The organism is Arthrobacter sp. MDT2-34-1, assembly GCF_059091365.1.
In genome coordinates this window covers 1900426-1916697 of record NZ_JBNHGO010000001.1, presented here as the reverse complement: position 1 = coordinate 1916697, position 16272 = coordinate 1900426, and the positions used below count along the sequence as shown (strand labels likewise).

At 66.7% G+C, this 16272-nt stretch carries 16 protein-coding genes, 1 tRNA gene and 1 pseudogene; 10 read left to right on the top strand and 8 right to left on the bottom strand.

Going from position 1 to position 16272, the window contains the following annotated elements:
- Positions 1–69: 69 nt before the first annotated feature.
- The 3 genes from AC5RVV_RS08945 to AC5RVV_RS08935 form a co-directional block, all read right to left on the bottom strand.
- Positions 70–855, bottom strand: coding sequence for an acetoin reductase (locus AC5RVV_RS08945; protein WP_494000972.1), 786 nt, complete (start codon positions 853–855; stop codon positions 70–72).
- Between the two features lie 197 nt (positions 856–1052).
- Positions 1053–1886, bottom strand: coding sequence for an aldo/keto reductase (locus AC5RVV_RS08940; RefSeq protein ID WP_494000971.1), 834 nt, complete (start codon positions 1884–1886; stop codon positions 1053–1055).
- Positions 1887–2055: 169 nt separating this feature from the next.
- Positions 2056–2463, bottom strand: a complete 408-nt coding sequence (locus AC5RVV_RS08935) for a helix-turn-helix domain-containing protein (protein WP_494000970.1) — start codon at positions 2461–2463, stop codon at positions 2056–2058.
- Between the two features lie 334 nt (positions 2464–2797).
- On the opposite strand from AC5RVV_RS08935, the gene AC5RVV_RS08930 reads away from it, so the two are divergent.
- A complete protein-coding gene (locus tag AC5RVV_RS08930) occupies positions 2798–3286 on the top strand; it encodes a DedA family protein (RefSeq protein ID WP_494000969.1) in 489 nt (162 codons plus the stop codon).
- 88 nt (positions 3287–3374) lie between these two features.
- Complete coding sequence (locus AC5RVV_RS08925; protein ID WP_494000968.1) at positions 3375–4220, top strand: HpcH/HpaI aldolase/citrate lyase family protein; 846 nt, start codon at positions 3375–3377, stop codon at positions 4218–4220.
- A gap of 120 nt (positions 4221–4340) precedes the next feature.
- Here AC5RVV_RS08925 and AC5RVV_RS08920 read toward each other — a convergent pair whose 3' ends face one another.
- A complete protein-coding gene (locus AC5RVV_RS08920) occupies positions 4341–5204 on the bottom strand; it encodes an SDR family oxidoreductase (protein ID WP_494000967.1) in 864 nt (287 codons plus the stop codon).
- A 64-nt stretch (positions 5205–5268) separates the two neighbouring features.
- Here AC5RVV_RS08920 and gluQRS point away from each other — a divergent pair, with 64 nt between their 5' ends.
- The 3 genes from gluQRS (at position 5269) to AC5RVV_RS08905 (ending at position 8524) form a co-directional block, all read left to right on the top strand.
- Entirely contained in the window at positions 5269–6183 is a 915-nt protein-coding gene (gluQRS, locus tag AC5RVV_RS08915) for a tRNA glutamyl-Q(34) synthetase GluQRS (protein ID WP_494000966.1), read from the top strand.
- 121 nt (positions 6184–6304) lie between these two features.
- Positions 6305–7111: an SGNH/GDSL hydrolase family protein gene (locus AC5RVV_RS08910; RefSeq protein WP_494000965.1), complete on the top strand. Its 807-nt coding sequence runs from the start codon at positions 6305–6307 to the stop codon at positions 7109–7111.
- Between the two features lie 141 nt (positions 7112–7252).
- Positions 7253–8524, top strand: coding sequence for an MFS transporter (locus AC5RVV_RS08905; RefSeq protein ID WP_494000964.1), 1272 nt, complete (start codon positions 7253–7255; stop codon positions 8522–8524).
- 92 nt (positions 8525–8616) lie between these two features.
- On the opposite strand, the gene AC5RVV_RS08900 is transcribed toward AC5RVV_RS08905, so the two are convergent.
- Positions 8617–9066, bottom strand: a complete 450-nt coding sequence (locus AC5RVV_RS08900) for a hypothetical protein (protein WP_494000963.1) — start codon at positions 9064–9066, stop codon at positions 8617–8619.
- Between the two features lie 177 nt (positions 9067–9243).
- Between AC5RVV_RS08900 and AC5RVV_RS08895 the strand changes: the two genes are divergently transcribed.
- A complete protein-coding gene (locus tag AC5RVV_RS08895) occupies positions 9244–9690 on the top strand; it encodes an iron chaperone (protein ID WP_494000962.1) in 447 nt (148 codons plus the stop codon).
- A gap of 80 nt (positions 9691–9770) precedes the next feature.
- Here the strand turns inward: AC5RVV_RS08895 and AC5RVV_RS08890 are convergent, their stop codons facing one another.
- Positions 9771–11591 (bottom strand): calcineurin-like phosphoesterase C-terminal domain-containing protein, encoded by a 1821-nt coding sequence (locus tag AC5RVV_RS08890; RefSeq protein WP_494000961.1) that lies wholly within the window; start codon positions 11589–11591, stop codon positions 9771–9773.
- 212 nt (positions 11592–11803) lie between these two features.
- Between AC5RVV_RS08890 and AC5RVV_RS08885 the strand changes: the two genes are divergently transcribed.
- Positions 11804–12301 carry a DUF456 domain-containing protein gene (locus AC5RVV_RS08885; protein ID WP_494000960.1) on the top strand — a complete coding sequence of 166 codons (498 nt, stop codon included), beginning with the start codon at positions 11804–11806 and terminating at the stop codon, positions 12299–12301.
- Between the two features lie 82 nt (positions 12302–12383).
- Here AC5RVV_RS08885 and AC5RVV_RS08880 read toward each other — a convergent pair.
- Positions 12384–12844: pseudogene (locus AC5RVV_RS08880) on the bottom strand (Lrp/AsnC family transcriptional regulator).
- Positions 12845–13120: 276 nt separating this feature from the next.
- Positions 13121–13513, bottom strand: coding sequence for a hypothetical protein (locus AC5RVV_RS08875; RefSeq protein WP_494000959.1), 393 nt, complete (start codon positions 13511–13513; stop codon positions 13121–13123).
- 651 nt (positions 13514–14164) lie between these two features.
- Between AC5RVV_RS08875 and AC5RVV_RS08870 the strand changes: the two genes are divergently transcribed.
- The 3 genes from AC5RVV_RS08870 (at position 14165) to AC5RVV_RS08860 (ending at position 16236) form a co-directional block, all read left to right on the top strand.
- Positions 14165–14539 (top strand): VOC family protein, encoded by a 375-nt coding sequence (locus tag AC5RVV_RS08870; RefSeq protein ID WP_494000958.1) that lies wholly within the window; start codon positions 14165–14167, stop codon positions 14537–14539.
- Positions 14540–14652: 113 nt separating this feature from the next.
- Positions 14653–14725: transfer RNA gene (locus AC5RVV_RS08865), tRNA-Ala, on the top strand.
- 320 nt (positions 14726–15045) lie between these two features.
- On the top strand, positions 15046–16236 hold the full coding sequence (locus tag AC5RVV_RS08860; protein ID WP_494000957.1) for an NAD(P)/FAD-dependent oxidoreductase: 1191 nt from the start codon (positions 15046–15048) through the stop codon (positions 16234–16236).
- Positions 16237–16272: the final 36 nt, after the last annotated feature.

Here is a 16272-nt window from a genome sequence, read left to right as displayed (position 1 = left end):
CCTTTCTTCGCGGTTGGGCTGTTTCCACCCATCACGCCGTGATGCGGACGGCACGCCCGCATGCCCTAATCAGTTGTAGAGCATGCCGCCGTCTACCAGCAGCACCTGGCCGGTGACGTAGTCGGAGTCGGGGCCGGCGAAGAAGGACACGATCTTTGCCACGTCTTCGGGCGTCTCGATCCGGCCGAGGGCGATGCCCTCCACGTTCTCCTTGAGGTTCTGGCCGATCGGCTTTCCGTTGATCTTGCTGAGTTCCTTGTCGATGAGCTCCCACATGCCCGTTCCGACAATGCCGGGCGCGTAGGCGTTGACCGTGATCCCCTTGGGTGCCAGCTCCTGTGCCGCCGCCTGCGTGAAGCCGCGCACGGCGAACTTGGAGGCGGAGTAGGCGCTGAGGATCGGGAAGCCCTGGATGGCCGCGATGGAGGCAGCCGAAATGATCTTGCCTCCGTGGCCGAGCTCTTCGAACTTGGCGGCCGCAGCCTGGATGCCCCAGACCACGCTGTTGACGTTCACGTTGAAAATCTGGTCGAGTTCCTGCTCGCTGATTTCAAGAACCGGCTTGACCTGGGCAATGCCTGCGTTGTTGACGATGACGTCGAATCCGCCGAGCTGGTCGGCTGCCGTGTCGACAGCCGCGACGACGTCGTCCCTCTTGGCAACGTCGGCTGCCACGAAAACGGACTTGCGCCCGAGGCCTTTGATCTCCGCCGCGACCGCCTCGCCCTTGGCGCGCTGCGGTTCGATGTCGGCGATGGCGACGTTGAAGCCGTCTTCGGCCAAACGAAGAGCGATGGCCCGCCCGATGCCTTGGCCGGCGCCGGTTACGAGAGCGACCTTGTCCTGCACAGTCATTAATGTCTCCTTTGTACTGCTTCCAGCCCGCCGTTGCGCTTATCCCAGCGCGACGACCGGCTGCGGTGGACACCGTCGAATTACAACCGGTGTCACTACGCGCAACACAGACCCGTCAGGATTCATTCCTTTGCATATTATTGCGGGCGGGGGCAGGCCGAGCCGAAGCAGCGCCGCCGCGCCCGTCCAGCGGCCGCCTAGTGGCCGAAAATGTCCGCGTCGGTGATGTCCGCGGTGCCCCGGTCCAAGGCGGAGATCCGCGCCAGCTCGCCGGCCTCCAGCATGAAGTCGAAGATGGCGAAGTTCTCGGCCAGCCGGTCCGGGTGCGCGGACTTGGGGATGGGCACATGCCCCAGCTGGGTGTGCCAGCGGAGCACGATCTGGGCCGGGCTCTTGCCGTACTTGCCGGCCAGCGACTGAACCGCCGGCTCCCGCAGCAGGTCCCCGCCTTTCCCGAGCGGGCTCCAGGACTCCGTGACGATGCCGCGCTGGCGGTGTAGCTCCACCAGATCCCCGCGGGTGTGTCGGGGATCCAGTTGGATCTGGTTGACCTCGGGTACCAGCCCGGCGTCGAACAGCCGTTGCAGGTGCGCTGGTTTGAAGTTGGACGTGCCGATGGCCCGCACGCTCCCGTCCTCCAGCAAAGTGGTGAGCCCCTCGAAGGCCTCTACGTAGCGGTCCTGCCCGGGGTTCGGCCAGTGGATCAGCAGCAGGTCCACGTAGTCGACGCCCAGCCGGCGGGCGCTGGCCTCGCAGGCCTGCCGCGCGCCGTCGACGCTGTGCCACTGCTTATTGAACTTGGTGGTGATGAAGACTTCCGAGCGGTCAAGCCCGCTGCGGCGGAACCCCTCGCCGACACCTTCCTCATTCCGGTAATTTTCCGCGGTGTCGAACAGCCGGTAGCCCAGGTTGAGCGCAGTTTCGACCGTCCGGGCGGCTTCCGCATTGTCCAGGGGCCAGGTTCCCAGTCCCAGCAGCGGCATCTTGGCCCCGTTGCGGAGGGTCACGAGCGGAGCAAGCAGGTCGGCCACGGTCACAGTCTCCTCTGGTTGTCCTTCAGGACCCGGTCCCGGGCCCGTGGCACCCAGCCTAGGGGTGATCGTGCCGGCTGTGCACCCCGGGTGCCGGCCGCAGCCGGCGGCCGACGGAGAAGAGGATGCCGCAGGGCGCGGATTCCCCGGGCCAGGCGGGAAGAGTCCCCTAACCGGCAGCGGAGGCGGTGTCCGCCGAACCTGCGTCGGGTGCGGCGGTCCGGGTCTCCAGCCAGGCCAACACGTCGGAGAGCAGGATCCGCCGGTGGGTTCCGCGGTACTGGACCGGAATGGTCCCGGCGTCGGTCAGGCGCCGCATGTAGGTCAGCGACACGCCTGCCACCTCCGCCGCCTGAGAGGTGTTCAACAGTTCGACGGCGGAACTGACCATCACCGCATCGCCGTGGGCAAAGCGGCGGAGCATATCGACGACGGCGTCCGCGGCTTGGGCGGGCAGCTTCACCGTGGTGCCGTTCACGAAGACGGTCACGTCGGCGCTCTCGTCGAGCGCCCGCTGCAGCCGCTGCGCCTGGGCGGCCGGGAGGGCATCGGTGGTGCGGGGAGTCAGCTGGGCCATGGGGACAGCGTAAGACACTTCCCGGCCCGCACCGGGGAAGGCGTGCGGCGCCGTCGTTGTTGGCGTGGACGTGTCCGGCGGCAGCCGTCGGGATTCCCCGGCGGCCCGGCGGCGGGCGTTGACCTTCCCCCCGACGACCCCGGCTGCGGCCATGGACATTCCCCGACTGCCCGGCGCCAGGTAAGCGTAAACTGCTGTTCGCGACGGACAGCGTGCGCCGTCCGCGGAAGTGAACATCCGCCGACTCCCGAGGAGACCATCGTGGGCAGACCGTTCTACGCCGAATTGAAGGGCGCTGTGCACGCCGCGCACCGGTCGGTGCCTGCGGCCTGACATGGAGCACATCGCCAGCCTCCCCTTCGGATACGCGGTCAGCGCGCTGTTCGTGATCGTGATGCTGCGCGCCAACGCCACGTACTGGGCCGGCAGGGGAGTGGCCGCCGGCGGGCGGCACACCCGTCTGGTCCGGCAGTTGGATTCGCCGGCCATGCGCCGCGCGGAGGCTTTCATCGCCCGCTGGGGAGCCCTCGCCGTCGCGCTCTGCTTCCTGACGGTGGGCGTCCAGACCGCGGTAAACGCGACGGCCGGCCTTGGCCGGATGCCGCTGCGCAGGTATTTGCCGGCCGTCGTGGTCGGCTCGGTGCTGTGGGCGGTGCTGTACGCCACCGTGGGCCTGGCCGCCCTCAACGCCTGGCTGGCCGCGGCCGCCGGGTCCCCGCTGGGCATCGCCGTCGTAGTGCTGCTGGCAGCAGCGGTGGTCGCCGTCATCGTTCTGGCCCGCCGGCGGCGCGGACGCCGCCCGGCTCTCTCTGACGGCGGTTAACCTCCGGCGCGGACGCACGTGGCGCCTGCCTCATCGGCATTCGCCCCTGCATTGGTGGCCCCGGCGGCGGAAACATTAGGCTAGGGGTATGTCCGCTTTAAGAAACCGCCGTGCTGCCGCCCTTCCCGCAAAATTGTCTCGCTCCTGGCTTTTGGCTTCGGCGGCGGACGAAGCGAATTTCGGGCCGGCGCTCGCCTCTGAAGCAGACTCCGTCATTTTCGACATGGAAGATGCCGTGCCGGCGGAGGGCAAGGCCGCGGCGCGGGAACGGGTGGTGGAGGCCCTGTCCACCGGCATGACCGCTTGGGTACGCGTGAACGGCATGGAAACCGACTACTGGGCGGACGACCTGGCCGCCCTGTCCAAGGCGCCGGGCCTGCGCGGCGTCATGCTGGCGATGACGGAAAGGCCCGAGCAGGTCACGCACACGGCCATGCGGCTGCAGGCCGGCACCCCGGTGCTCGCCCTGATCGAATCCGCCGTCGGCATTGAGAACGCCACCGACATCGCCCGCGCGCCGGGCACCTTCCGCCTCGCCTTCGGCGTGGGCGACTTCCGCCGCGACACCGGGGCCAGCGATTCTCCGATGGCCCTGGCGTATGCCCGCTCCCGGCTGGTGGTCGCCTCCCGCGTGGGCCAGCTGCCGGGCCCCATCGATGGCCCGACCGTCGGCGCGCTCGGCGAGGAACTGCTGGAAGCGTGCAAGGTGACAGCGTCCATGGGCATGACGGGCAAGCTCTGCCTGCTCACCGACGCCGCCGACACCATCAACAAGGGACTCTCACCCAGCGAGTCGGAGATCAAGTGGGCGCACGAACTCCTCGACGCGCACGCCGCCGGCGCGGTGGTGGGCGACGGTTCCTACCTTCCCCGGCTCGCCCGCGCCGAAAAGATTTCATCGCTCGCGGACTCCTACGGACTCTGGAACGCCTAAGCTCCTCGTTCACGCTCCACGTTCGGGGCGCGCAGGGTTCCGGGCGGCACCGTCGGCGCCGGCCCGGGTGTTGGTTCAGTCGCGGACGCCGGTTCAGTCGTGCAAAACAGCTCCCGCAGCTCAGCCCCGGACGCCGAACAGCTCCCGCAGGCTCAGCGCCGGCCGCCCGGTGAGCAGGTCCACGTCGTGGGTCACCAGGTCCAGTTCCCCGGCGGCAATTGCCGTGTAGGTGCTGACCCAGGCATCCAGCTGCCAGTCCGGGGCGCCGTAGTGCGCCCGGCTCGCGTAGGCCTCCTCCACCGTTTCGTTGAGGAACGACGTCGGACGGCCCGTTGCCTCCGCGATGGCCGCCGCCGCCTCGGCCAGGGTCACCGACTCCGGGCCGGTCAGCTCATAGGTGAAGCCGGCATGGGGCATCGGTTCGGCCAGGATGGTCGCGGCCGCCCGGGCTACGTCCTCGCGGGCCACGAAGCCCGCCTTCCCGTCGCCCGCCGGACCACGGATCACGCCCGATTCGTCGGCGAACGACGGCAGGACGTCTGCGTAGAAGTTGTTGCGCAGCAGCGTGTGCTTCAGCCCGGTTCCGCGCAGTTTCTCCTCGGTGGCGTAGTGGTCCCTGGCCAGCGTGAACGTTGCGTCCTCGGTCGCACCGATGAACGAGGTGTAGACAATGTGCTGCACGCCGGCATCAATGGCGGCGTCGATGAAGGTGAAATGCTGCTGCAGCCGGTCCTCGGCTTCGGCGGCGGACACCATGAATACTGTCTCGATGCCTTGCAGCGCGGCGGCGACGGCGGCCTTGTCGCCATAGCCGGCAGTCGCCGTCGTCGTCCCGGGCAGCTGCGGTGCACGCGACGGGTCGCGGACAATCAGCCGCTGTGGAAGGTTTTGCTCCGCCAGCATCCTGGCGACCATGCCGCCCACCTCGCCGGTGGCGCCGGTGACGGCAATGGGGGTTTCCATGGGGGAGACGGGTGTGCTCATAGCACCAGCCTAATAGGCGCGGCAACACCCGCGCGGGCGGGGAGGCGTTTGCTACCGTGGGGACGTGCCAGCAGCCCATAGTCCCGCCGGTCGGTTCGCGCCCAGCCCCTCGGGGGAACTGCACGTCGGCAACCTGCGCACCGCGCTGCTCGCCTGGCTCTTTGCCCGCAGCACCGGCCGCCGCTTCCTCATCCGGGTGGAGGACCTTGACCGTGCGCGGGCCGGGTTCGAGGCCCGGCAGCTGGCGGATCTCGCGGCCATCGGCCTGGACTGGGACGGCGAGGTGGTGCGCCAGACCGACCGCGCGGCGGTCTACCGCCACGCGCTCGGACAGCTGGCTGAGGCCGGCCTGCTCTACGAATGCTTCTGCACGCGGCGCGAAATCGCCGAGGCTCCCAGCGCGCCGCATGCTCCGGAGGGGGCGTATCCGGGAACCTGCCGCAACCTCACCGACGCCGAACGCGAGGAACGCCGCCAACTCCGCCCCGCGGCCCTGCGGCTGCGCGCTTCCACCGCCAGCTACACGGTGCCCGACCGGCTGCACGGCGACTACACCGGCGTCGTTGACGACTTCGTGCTGCGGCGGAACGACGGCGTACCCGCCTACAACCTCGCGGTGGTGGTGGACGACGCCGCACAGGGCGTGGACCAGGTGGTGCGCGGTGACGACCTCCTGACCTCCGCCCCGCGGCAGGCATACCTCGGGTCGCTGCTGGGGCTGCCGCCGGTCGAATACGTCCACGTGCCGCTGGTCCTCAACGAACGACGGCGGCGCCTGGCCAAGCGCGATGGCGCGGTGACCCTGGGCGCACTCGAGCTGGCCGGGCTGGACGCGGCCGCGGTGCGCGGTCTGTTGCTGGCCTCGCTGGGCTTGCCGGACGTTCCGCTGGCCAAGCTGCTGTCCGAGTTCGGTCCGGACGCAGTGCCGCTTCAGCCGTGGATCTTCGAGCCGCCGGAGCTGGTTCCCGACCCCACCTGACGGCAGGCGGGAAGCTGCCCGCTCGCCCGGGACTCATAACCGCGGACAACCTGGCCGGCACAGCGGCGGACTTCACCGCGTGTTTGCCGGTGCGTCGCCCGGCGCCGCTAGTCTTCGGCAGATGGGCGGACTATTCGTGGCGCTGGGCGACAGCTTTACCGAGGGCGTGGGGGACTACAACGCCAATTTTCCCAATGGCGTGCGCGGCTGGGCCGACCGGGTGGCCAAGCAGCTGGGCAAGCAGGACCCGGACTTCCGCTACGCCAACCTGGCGGTACGCAGCAAGCGGCTCCACCAGATCATCGCGGACCAGCTGGAACCGGCCATCGAGATGCAGCCAACCCTGGTCTCCTTTTATGCCGGCGGCAACGACATTTTGGAGCTTAAGCGGAGCATGCCGGAACTCCTGGCGGAGTACGAATCCGCCGTCCGCCGGCTGGCCGAAACGGGTGCGCGGTTGATCCTTTTCACCGGCTTTGAGGTCATGCTCCCGCCCGTCCTAGAGCCGATGCGGCGGCGCAACTGGGTGTTCAACGAGGCCGTCCGGGACCTGTCCCGGCGTTACGGGGCGGTGCTGGTGGACCACTGGGCGTTCGACCTCTATCAGGACCGGAGGATGTGGGACACGGACCGGCTGCATATGTCCGCGCTGGGGCACAAGTACATGGCGGCCAGGGTCTTGGAGGCCCTCGGCGTGGAGCACACACTCAGGCTGAAGCGGCCGGAGGCTCCGGTGCGGGCGGGCTGGCGCGCGGCACTCCGGCGCGAGCGCGACTGGCTGCAGGAGTGGGTGGTCCCGATGTTCGGCCGCAAGCTCAGGGGCGTCACGCTGGGGGACAATCTGGCGCCGCGCTGGCCGGAGCCGGTCCAGGTCTCGCACGGGCTGAAAAAGCTGGCCAGACAGCGTGCCGCTGCTTCCGCCGGCTGACGTCCCGGCAGGGCTCTGGCCCGGCTGACCTACGGCTGACCTCCCCGCAGTTCTTACCGGCCTGCGCGGCGGCGGCTGTACGCTGTTGCAACAACAGGGGACCGCGGCCAGGCCGCGCCGTCGGTGAGGAGGGTTGTGGCCATGTCCGTCCAGGAACCGCGCGATCCCGTGCCGGCGCTCGACCTTCCGGCGGCGTTCCGGGAACCCACCATCAAGGTCCGGGCCGGCTGGGTCACCGCCGTCCTGCTGACCAACCTCGGCATCAACGCGGCCTTTTTCGGCCCGCTGCAGGTCTTGTTGGCCCAGCAGTCGCAGGCGTTCGATGCCGTGAACAAGGAAGCCGTCCTGGCGATGGCCACCGGCTTCGGCGCCGCCGTGTCCCTCGTCGCCAATCCGGTCTTCGGGGCGCTGAGCGACCGCACCACCTCCCGGTTCGGACGACGGGTGCCGTGGGCCCTGGCCGGCGGCGTCCTGGGCTTCGCCGCGCTGCTGCTGCTGTCCGGCGCCCCCAACATCGCGGTGATGGTGATCGGCTGGTGCCTGGTGCAGGCGGGTTGCAACGGTGCCTACGCGGCCGTGACGGCCAGCATCCCGGACCGCGTGCCGCGGCGGCAGCGCGGCCAGATCGGCGGGTTGGCGGCGATCGGGCAGACGTTGGGCATTGTGATGGGCGCGGTGCTGGCCAACCTGGCCGGCGGCTTCGTCCTCGGCTACATCTACTGCGCCGTATTCCTGCTGGCCAGCATCATTCCGTTCGTGATTGCGGGCCGGGACACCCCGTTGCGCAAGGCCGACCGCCCGCCCTTCGCCTGGCCCGGCTTCCTGAAGGGCTTCTGGATCTCCCCGGCCAAGCACCCCGACTTCGGTTGGGCGTGGCTGACCCGCTTCCTGGTCAATCTGGGCAACAACATCTTCACCCTCTACCTGTTCTTCTTCCTCCAGGACGCCGTGGGGCATCCGGACCCGGCCGGCGGCGTGCTGCTGCTGACCGGCGTCTATGCGGCCGCGGTGGTGGTGATGGCGGTGGTGGGCGGACCTCTCAGCGACCGGGTGGGGCGCCGCAAACCGTTCGTCATCGCGTCCTCGATCACCATCGCGACGGCGTCGGTCATCGTGGCGATCACGCCCGCGTGGCCGGCCGTGGTCGGCGCGGCCATGGTCCTCGGCGCGGGCTTCGGCATGTTCCTGGCCGTCGACTTCGCCCTGCTCACGGAAGTGCTGCCGAGCGCCGCCGACCGGGGCAAGGACATGGGCGTCATCAACATCGCGGCCTCGTCGCCGCAGGTCATCGCCCCCTTGATCGCCGCCCCCACCGTGCTCTACCTCGGCGGCTACACCGCGCTGTTCGCGCTCTCCGCGGTGATCGGCCTGCTAGGCGCGGTCTTCGTGGTCAAAATCAAAGGCGTGCGGTAGCCCGATGCGCACGTCGACGCGCTGACCCCGTCGCCGCTCCGGGCTCAGACGGCGCCGCTCGGGGCCGGGCCGGCGGGTGGCCGCGGGAGCGGCTAGTCGATGAAGGCCGCTTTTGAGCTGTACTCCTGGTAGAGCCGCGCAGCGTCGCCGACCGGCAGCTGGCCGTACTTCAGGGCCGTCAGCAGCCCGTCGAGCTGCGCGCTGGCGGACTCGGCCGTCGAGATCTGCTCCGCGCTGTTGCGGGAGTTGGCAAGGCCGGACGCAATCGCGGCGATAAGGGAGAGGATCGACGCCAGGATACAGATGACCTGCCAGACGATCGACGTGCTGGATAGCGAGAAAGCGCCCGCCACGGCCGTGTTGAAATTGTTCTGGCCGAAGCCCGGTCCCGCCGTCAACGCGGCGACGACCGAGCTCCCGACGATGCTGACATTGGTCAGGCGGTTGCGTTTGGGACGCGCGCGGCGAAGAAAAGCCCTGATGTCATCACGGCGCTGGTCGATTTGCCGGGTCAGGTCCTGGCGGTTCTGTGCGTCGTCCATGATGTCCCCGCGCCTTCCGTTAACCAGCCCCGCCCCGTAGCCGCGAGGTATCGCTGCACCGTATATCAGATTGCCCGCCGACGGCTACGTTTTTTTCGCGGACCGAGCAGGATTCGAGAAGCCCGCGGCCCCGCGTGGCTGCTACTGTCGGTCGTGATTCGTACGAGGGAGATCGAGATGAGCACCAATCAGAAGTCCGATGCGGGCGGCTTCTCGGAGGCCGAGCGTGCCGCCATGAAGGAGCGGGCCCAGGAGCTGAGGGCACAGGGCCGCAGCGGCCAGAAGAAGGCCGACAACGAGCGCGCCGTGCTCGACGCGATCGCCGAAATGCCCGACGCCGACCGTGTCCTCGCGGAACGCATTCACGCGCTCGTCACCGCGAACGCGCCGGAGCTTCTTCCCAAGACCTGGTACGGGATGCCTGCATACGCCAACACGGACGGCAAGGTCGTCTGCTTCTTCCAGGGCGCGGCCAAGTTCCAGGCCCGCTACGCGACCTTCGGATTCAACGATGCGGCCTCGCTCGACGACGGACCGATGTGGCCGGTCTCGTTTGCAATAGTTGAGTGGACCCCGGCAGTGGAAGAAAAGGTCGGGGCGCTCGTCAAGGCCGCGACCGCCTGAGGGCCCTCTCCGACCAGCGGAAACCAGCGACGGCGGGTGGCTGCGTGAGGCGACCACCCGCCGTCGGATGTGAGGCAGGGTTACTCGACGACCTCAAAGGTGATGGTCTCGGTGAACTCGCGGCCGTGCACATCGGTCGCGGTGACCGTGGCGGTGTGCTCGCCGACGGCCAGGCCGGCCGGAAGTTCGAGTCGCCACAGGTGGGAGGTGCGGTCGTGCAGGCCGCCGCCGTGCACAAACTGCTCGATGGTGGCGGTGGGATCGGTGTACTCGGCACCAATCAGCGGGACGTCGTCGGCGGTCATCGACTGGGTGCGCGCGGCTTCAGTGCTTTCGCCGCCATCGATGGAGACCTTCACGGTGGAGCCGGTGGAGCCCATCCAGAAGTTGGTGGTTAGCCAGGTCTCCCCGAGTTCGCCCTGGGCCACCGCGTTCGGGTTCTCCGGGGACGGGGCTTTGCCACGCTGGTTCTTGTATTCGTCGAACCAGGCACGGTAGGCGGGGGAGTTGATGCCCAGAGCCATCTGGTCGGAGCCGTCGTCGCCTGTGGCTGTGAAACGCTCGCGGACCTCCGTGTTCTTGATATCCAGGGTCAGGATGCCGGGAGGGGTCCCGTCACGCTGGATGGCGGTGGGGAAGCCCTCCGCGAGCACCCGGCCGTTGTACCAATGGCCGGACACTGCCGGGACGGTCAAGTGGGTGAACGGCAGGCCCGTGTCGCCGAGCTCGTCGCGCCAGCCGGCCATGAGGTCGCCCTCCCGGAGGTTCTCCGACATATGGGTGTGCCCGCCCAAAGAAACGACTTCGCGGCCCTCGAGTATCCCGTAAATCGCCTGGAGCTGCTTCGTGGTGTGAGAGTCGCTGTAGTAGAACTCGAGCAGCGGGCTGTGGCCGGCCAGCACGATCACCCGGTCCTTGGGCACCTTCGCGATGTCCTGGCGCAGCCATTCAAGCTGGCGCTCGCCGAGGGCGTACGTGTAATTGCTCTTCTTCGCGGGGATCGCCGTCGGATATTCGATGTTGCTCATGGCGACGACGTGGGCCTTGCCGGCGTCGTACGAGTAGTATTCCGGGCCGAACTGGCTGCGGTAAGTGTCAAACTCGTGCTCTCCGTCGAGGGCGTCGAAGTCGAGGTCGTGGTTGCCGGGCAGAAAGCGGGCCGGGCCGTTGAGCTTGGCGGTCAGTTCCCGGGTCTGCTCGAAGAGGGACAAGTCATCGCCGACAATGTCGCCGATGAAGAGCGCGCCGCAGCCGGCATAGTCTGAGCGGGCGGCCAAGTCGGCGAAGGCACCGTTCTGCGCGAACTCCACCTCTTTTTGGTTATAGGTTTGTACGTCGGCCCCGAATGCGCAGTGTTGCTCCGGGGACTGGGTGAGCTTGCTCTTGGCCAGCGGGAAGTTAACCCTGTCAGGCAGCGACCCGGTCGGGGCGATGCCGCCGAACTTCAGGTCGGGGGATCCCTCCGGCAGGTGGTGGTAGAAGAACTGGGCGACGTTGTCGTCGTCCACCGGCACCTGGTAGCCGCGGGGCTGGGTAACGAAGACGGTCATGTTGTCGAACGCCGGCAGTTCGTAGCGGCCATGGCTGTCCGTGGGGACAACGTCGCGGCCGTTGGAGACGGTGACACCGCGCAGGCCCGGTTCGTTGACGTCTTGCCTGGAGTTCTTGTTCTTGTCATCAAAGACGGTGCCGTCGAGGGTCTGCTGGTTGGCATCCGGAGCATCAACGACGTCGATGCCTCCCCGGTAGGCCGAGGCGGCCCAGTCAGTATCGACGGGGGCGGGAGCGGCGGTGGCGGCGGGGCCGAGCATGGAGCCGGCAGCCAGCAGAGCCAGAGCCCCGCCGGTCAGGCGCAGGGGCCGGGACAGCCCGGCTGGTTTCGGAGTTGGGGACGCGTGCACGAATTGGACCTCCGGTTGAGTGATGGCCGGCCGTTGGAGGTGGCCGGCCCCTCAACTGTTGCCCGTGTGAATGAACGGGGATCGAAGGGGAAACGAGGTGCGCGCCACGTTTTAGTGACACGCACAGCCAGCCACGCCCAGCCAGCCGCGCAAGCGCCGCCCACACGTGTGCCCGTCCGAATCCACCCGCCGCACCCCAGTAGGCTGGGTGGGTGGAAGCCCAGATACTCGCGACCGTCTTTTGCGGCCTGCTCATCGCCGTCGGCATTGCCGGCATCGTCGTCCCCGTGCTGCCCGGCACCATCACCATCGGCATCAGCCTGCTGGTCTGGGCCATCGTCCTGCAGAGCACTTTGGGCTGGGTGGTCTTCGCGATCGGCATGGTTTTCGTGGCCGCCGGCATGCTGGCCAGCCTGGTACTCACCGGGCGCCGGCTGAAACAAAGGCAGGTGCCCAACTGGTCAATCCTGGCGGGCGTGCTGGTTGGTGTGGTCGGGATGTTCGTAATTCCCGTCGTCGGGCTGTTCATCGGGTTTGCCGCCGGGCTCCTGCTCAGCGAATACGCACGACGGCGGGACTTCGGCCAGGCGATCGGGGCCAGCTGGGCTGCGCTCAAGGCCGTGGGCCTGGGCATGCTGGTGGAGCTCGGCTGTGCGTTTGCCGCCGGCGCCGTCTGGGTGATCGGTGTGCTGGCGCATTTCTTCTTCTAGCGGGCCCCGGGCCGGCTATCCGAGCCACCGGCTCGTTTAGGCCGGCGCGGCGGTGCGGCGGTGCCGCTCTGGCTTCAGGCGATCAGTCCTGCTTTAACAGGCCCGTGGTGCGGTAGGGGATCACCTCGCGCAGGAACATCTGCGTGGAGGTGCGGGTGATGCCCGGGCAGAAGCGGATTTCTTCGCTTACCCGGTACAGATCGTCCGGGCTGCTGGCCACCACCCGGATCAGCAAGTCCGTATCGCCCGCAGGGGCGTGGCACTCCAGCACTTCCGGAATCTTCCGGAGCGCTTGCACCGCATCGTTGAGCTTGCTCTGATCCAGTTCCGCACTCACCATCGCCATCACCCCGCGGTTCAAGGCTTCCGGCAGCACTCGGGCCGAGTGCGTGCGCAGGCAACCCGAGGCCGCCAGGCGCTCCAGCCGCGAGTGGACCGTGCCCGGGCCAAGCCGAGCCGCTGGGCCAGCATCATCACCGGAATACGCGGGTCCTCATCCAGCGCCAGCAGGATCCGCCGGTCCGTCGCATCGAGTTGCTGCAAAATGACCACTTCCTGTCGAATGCCGTACTCCTGCTTGAACAGTCTGATCAATTGTAGGCCGAGCGCTTGCACGAATTGTCGGAAAGGTGCTCTGATACCTATCAGATCGGGCGAAGCCACAAGCTGTTAGTCCGTTGAGGTGCACGGTTCAGGCCCACGAAGCCGGAGCAGTGTCTGCGGGCCCGCGAAGCCCCGACCTTGTTGTTCACACAGCTGAAGACCCCTGCCAGTCCGGATGCCGGACCGCCAGGGGTCTTGCTGTTTCCCACTAAAGCTTCAGGCCTTATCACCAGGCGACGGTAGTTCCCATTCCCAAGCATCCTGCCCATAAACGGACATGACCAATGTCCCCTGCGTTTCTGGAACATCCAGCAGGACCAGGCCAGTTGCCTTTTCCGCTGGACCCATTTCATTGGGGAGCAGTTTTGCTTGAGGCAGACACATACTCGTCGCAATCGTGCTGAGATGGCCGTTGAACGTAGTCCCCTCGGTGCTGATGAATTTGAAGTCATTAGCGGTGACCCAATAGGTCGGCGGTTGCTCGTTCTTAAGTTCGGCCATCGTTTCCACGTCCATGTGGAGGGCGATGAGGTGCCCGTTCTCCGAATTCTCGGCGTACGGTTCGGTGCAATCAACTTCTACGTCGATTTTCTTGATGACGAAGTTCACTAGTTGCGTCTTCTGATCTGGAGCTGTCAAACCAGCTGGTTCTCCGACCTCCTTGATAAGGTTTCCGCGGACGCTAGTCCGCTTCTCAGCGGACTCCTTCGTCGCAGGAGCGGGGGACTCCGGACTCGGTTTTAGGGGCGCGGCCGATGTTTCCTGATCCTCGGGAACCGGAACCACGGTGGGTGGTTGCGCTTCGATTGACGTACTCCCGCAAGACACTAGGCTTACCGCAGCAAGCAAAATCGAGGAAGTTACAAAGGCTCTTTTCATGTTGTCCCCAAATGTGTAGATGTCAATGACTCTGAAGCTAGCGCCTACTGCAGACGTTTTGTCGTCCTCTTGGGCGAGATGTTCTCACCAGTACTATCGGCAAGCCCATTAGTCAGGTTCGTCAACTGCTTCAGTGATTATTTGACCGCTTCGAGAGTACTTCGCGCGGGCGCCACGGACGTCGCAGGCAGGTAAACGACCGTGGGTTCGACGCCGGCTTCCCGAACTTGAGTTGGTAGCGTCTTCCACGAGCTCCCCGGGCCTGCAACACTGTTGGGCAGGACTTTCGCTGTGATGGATCGCCCCCCGGCGGCGTCGACCCCCAGAACGTGGGGACAAGCCCTGCAAATTCACGGCCGGGTCAACCTTGGAGAGGTAGCCATGAAGCTAACCAACAGCAAGGCATACAGCGGTATCGCCGTTCATGATCTGCAGGAGGCGCAACGCTTTTACGGTGAGACTCTCGGCCTGAAAACGTCCGAGGAGTACGGGCTGATGTGGCTGCATCTGGCCGGCGGCCGGGACACGCTTGTCTATGAACAGCCTGACGCCCTTCCGGCGAGCTTCACGATCCTCAACTTTCAAGTGGATGACATCGATACGGCCGTGACCGGACTGGCCTCGCAGGGAGTGCGTTTCGAACGTTATGAGGGTTTTGCCCAGGACGACAAGGGCATCTTCCGCGAAGAAGGCCCCTACATCGCATGGTTCAAGGACCCGTCAGGGAACGTACTCTCCGTTTTGCAGGAGAAGTAGTAGTCCGAGCTCGACGCGGCTGGCGCCTCAAATAGCTTGGGATCATTTGGTGTGCACGCGGGTCCATGCGCTACCCTTACACACGTGTGAATGCGCAGGTAACACGCGCATCCGGGGCTTTAGCTCAGTTGGTAGAGCGTTTCGTTCGCAATGAAAAGGTCAGGGGTTCGATTCCCCTAAGCTCCACTGAAGATTCGGGACTTGTTTGGTCCCGGTTCCCAGACAAGACACTTTCCACACGCGCCTTGGCAGCGATAAGCGCCTCGAGGCCAACGCTTTCTCTTGTCACGCCGCAGGATTAGGGCGCCAACGGACACCTCGGCTTTGGCAGCAGCATCCATCTCCCAGCCACATCCTGCGCGGACATGTGGATTTGGAGATCGACGTTCGACGTTTCATGACCCGGTCCCTGCTCGCTCCAGCCTTGACGGACGGCCCTGGGCGCTGTGGACTGGGCGGATGCGGCAGCAGCGGGGGCGCGGCCGCCAACGACGGAAGGCCGAAACATGGACAAGCACCATCAAATAGTGGTTGTCGGCGGCGGCAATGCGGGAATCTCACTGGCCGCGCGGCTTCGCCGGTGGAAGGTCGAGGACATCGCAATCATCGAACCTCGGGATCAGCACTACTTCCAACCGCTGTTCTCCCATATAGGAGCCGGGGCTGCACGGATGGCCGAAGCGGTCCGACCCCAGGCAGATGTCATGCCGCAGGGGGTTGACTGGATCCGCGGGGAGGCGGCCGATGTGCGGCCGGAGGAGAACGACGTCGTCCTGGCCGGAGGCGATCGCGTTGGCTACGAGCACTTGGTGGTCTGCCCGGGCCTGCAGTTGGACTGGGGCGATGTCCCGGGGCTGGCCGAGGCCATGGTTTCGCCGCACGGCTCGTCCAACTACGACGCCGCACTTGCCCCCAAGACATGGGACCTGGTGCGAGGGCTGCGCTCCGGCACGGCGGTATTCACCCAGCCGCCGGGGGCCGCAAAGTGCGCAGGCGCCGCCCAAAAAATTGCCTACATGGCCTGTGACTACTGGCGCCAAGAGGGCGTGCTAAAGGACATCGACGTCCAAATGGTGGTCCCGACTCCTACCGTCTTCGGGATGCCGGAGGTGGACCGGGAGCTGCAGCGCAAGATCGACGAGTACGGAATCACGTTGAGGACCTCCACCACCGTCGCCTCGGTCAACCCCGCGGCGCAGACCCTGGTGCTGGACGGCGGGTCGGGGAACCGGGAGATCCGGTACGACCTGCTGCACGCGGTTCCGCCGCAGTCGGCGCCGAACTGGTTGAAGGCCACGTCGCTGCCGCAGAAAGGGAGCAGTGGCGGCTTCGTCGAGGTGGATCCGGAGACCCTGCGCCATCCGCGATTTCCCAACGTCTGGTCCCTCGGCGACGCCGCCGGAACACGGAACTCCAAGTCCGGCGGGGCGCTCCGCAAACAGACCACGGTACTGGCGAAGAACCTCACCGCTGTTCTGGGCGGGCGCGCGCCTGACGCGCGTTACAACGGCTACTCAGTCTGCCCGTTCACGCTGAGCCGCCGCACCGCGTTCTTTGCTGAGTTCGACGACCAATATCGCCCCCAACCGAGCTACCCGGGCCTGAGGATGGCCAAGGAGCGGCGCTGGCAGTGGGTGATGGACCGGCGGATTCTACCGCAGGTCTACTGGCATCTGATCCTGAAGGGACGGGCCTGAGTATCTCGCAGCGAGGCAGGATACAGGCGGCCGGAC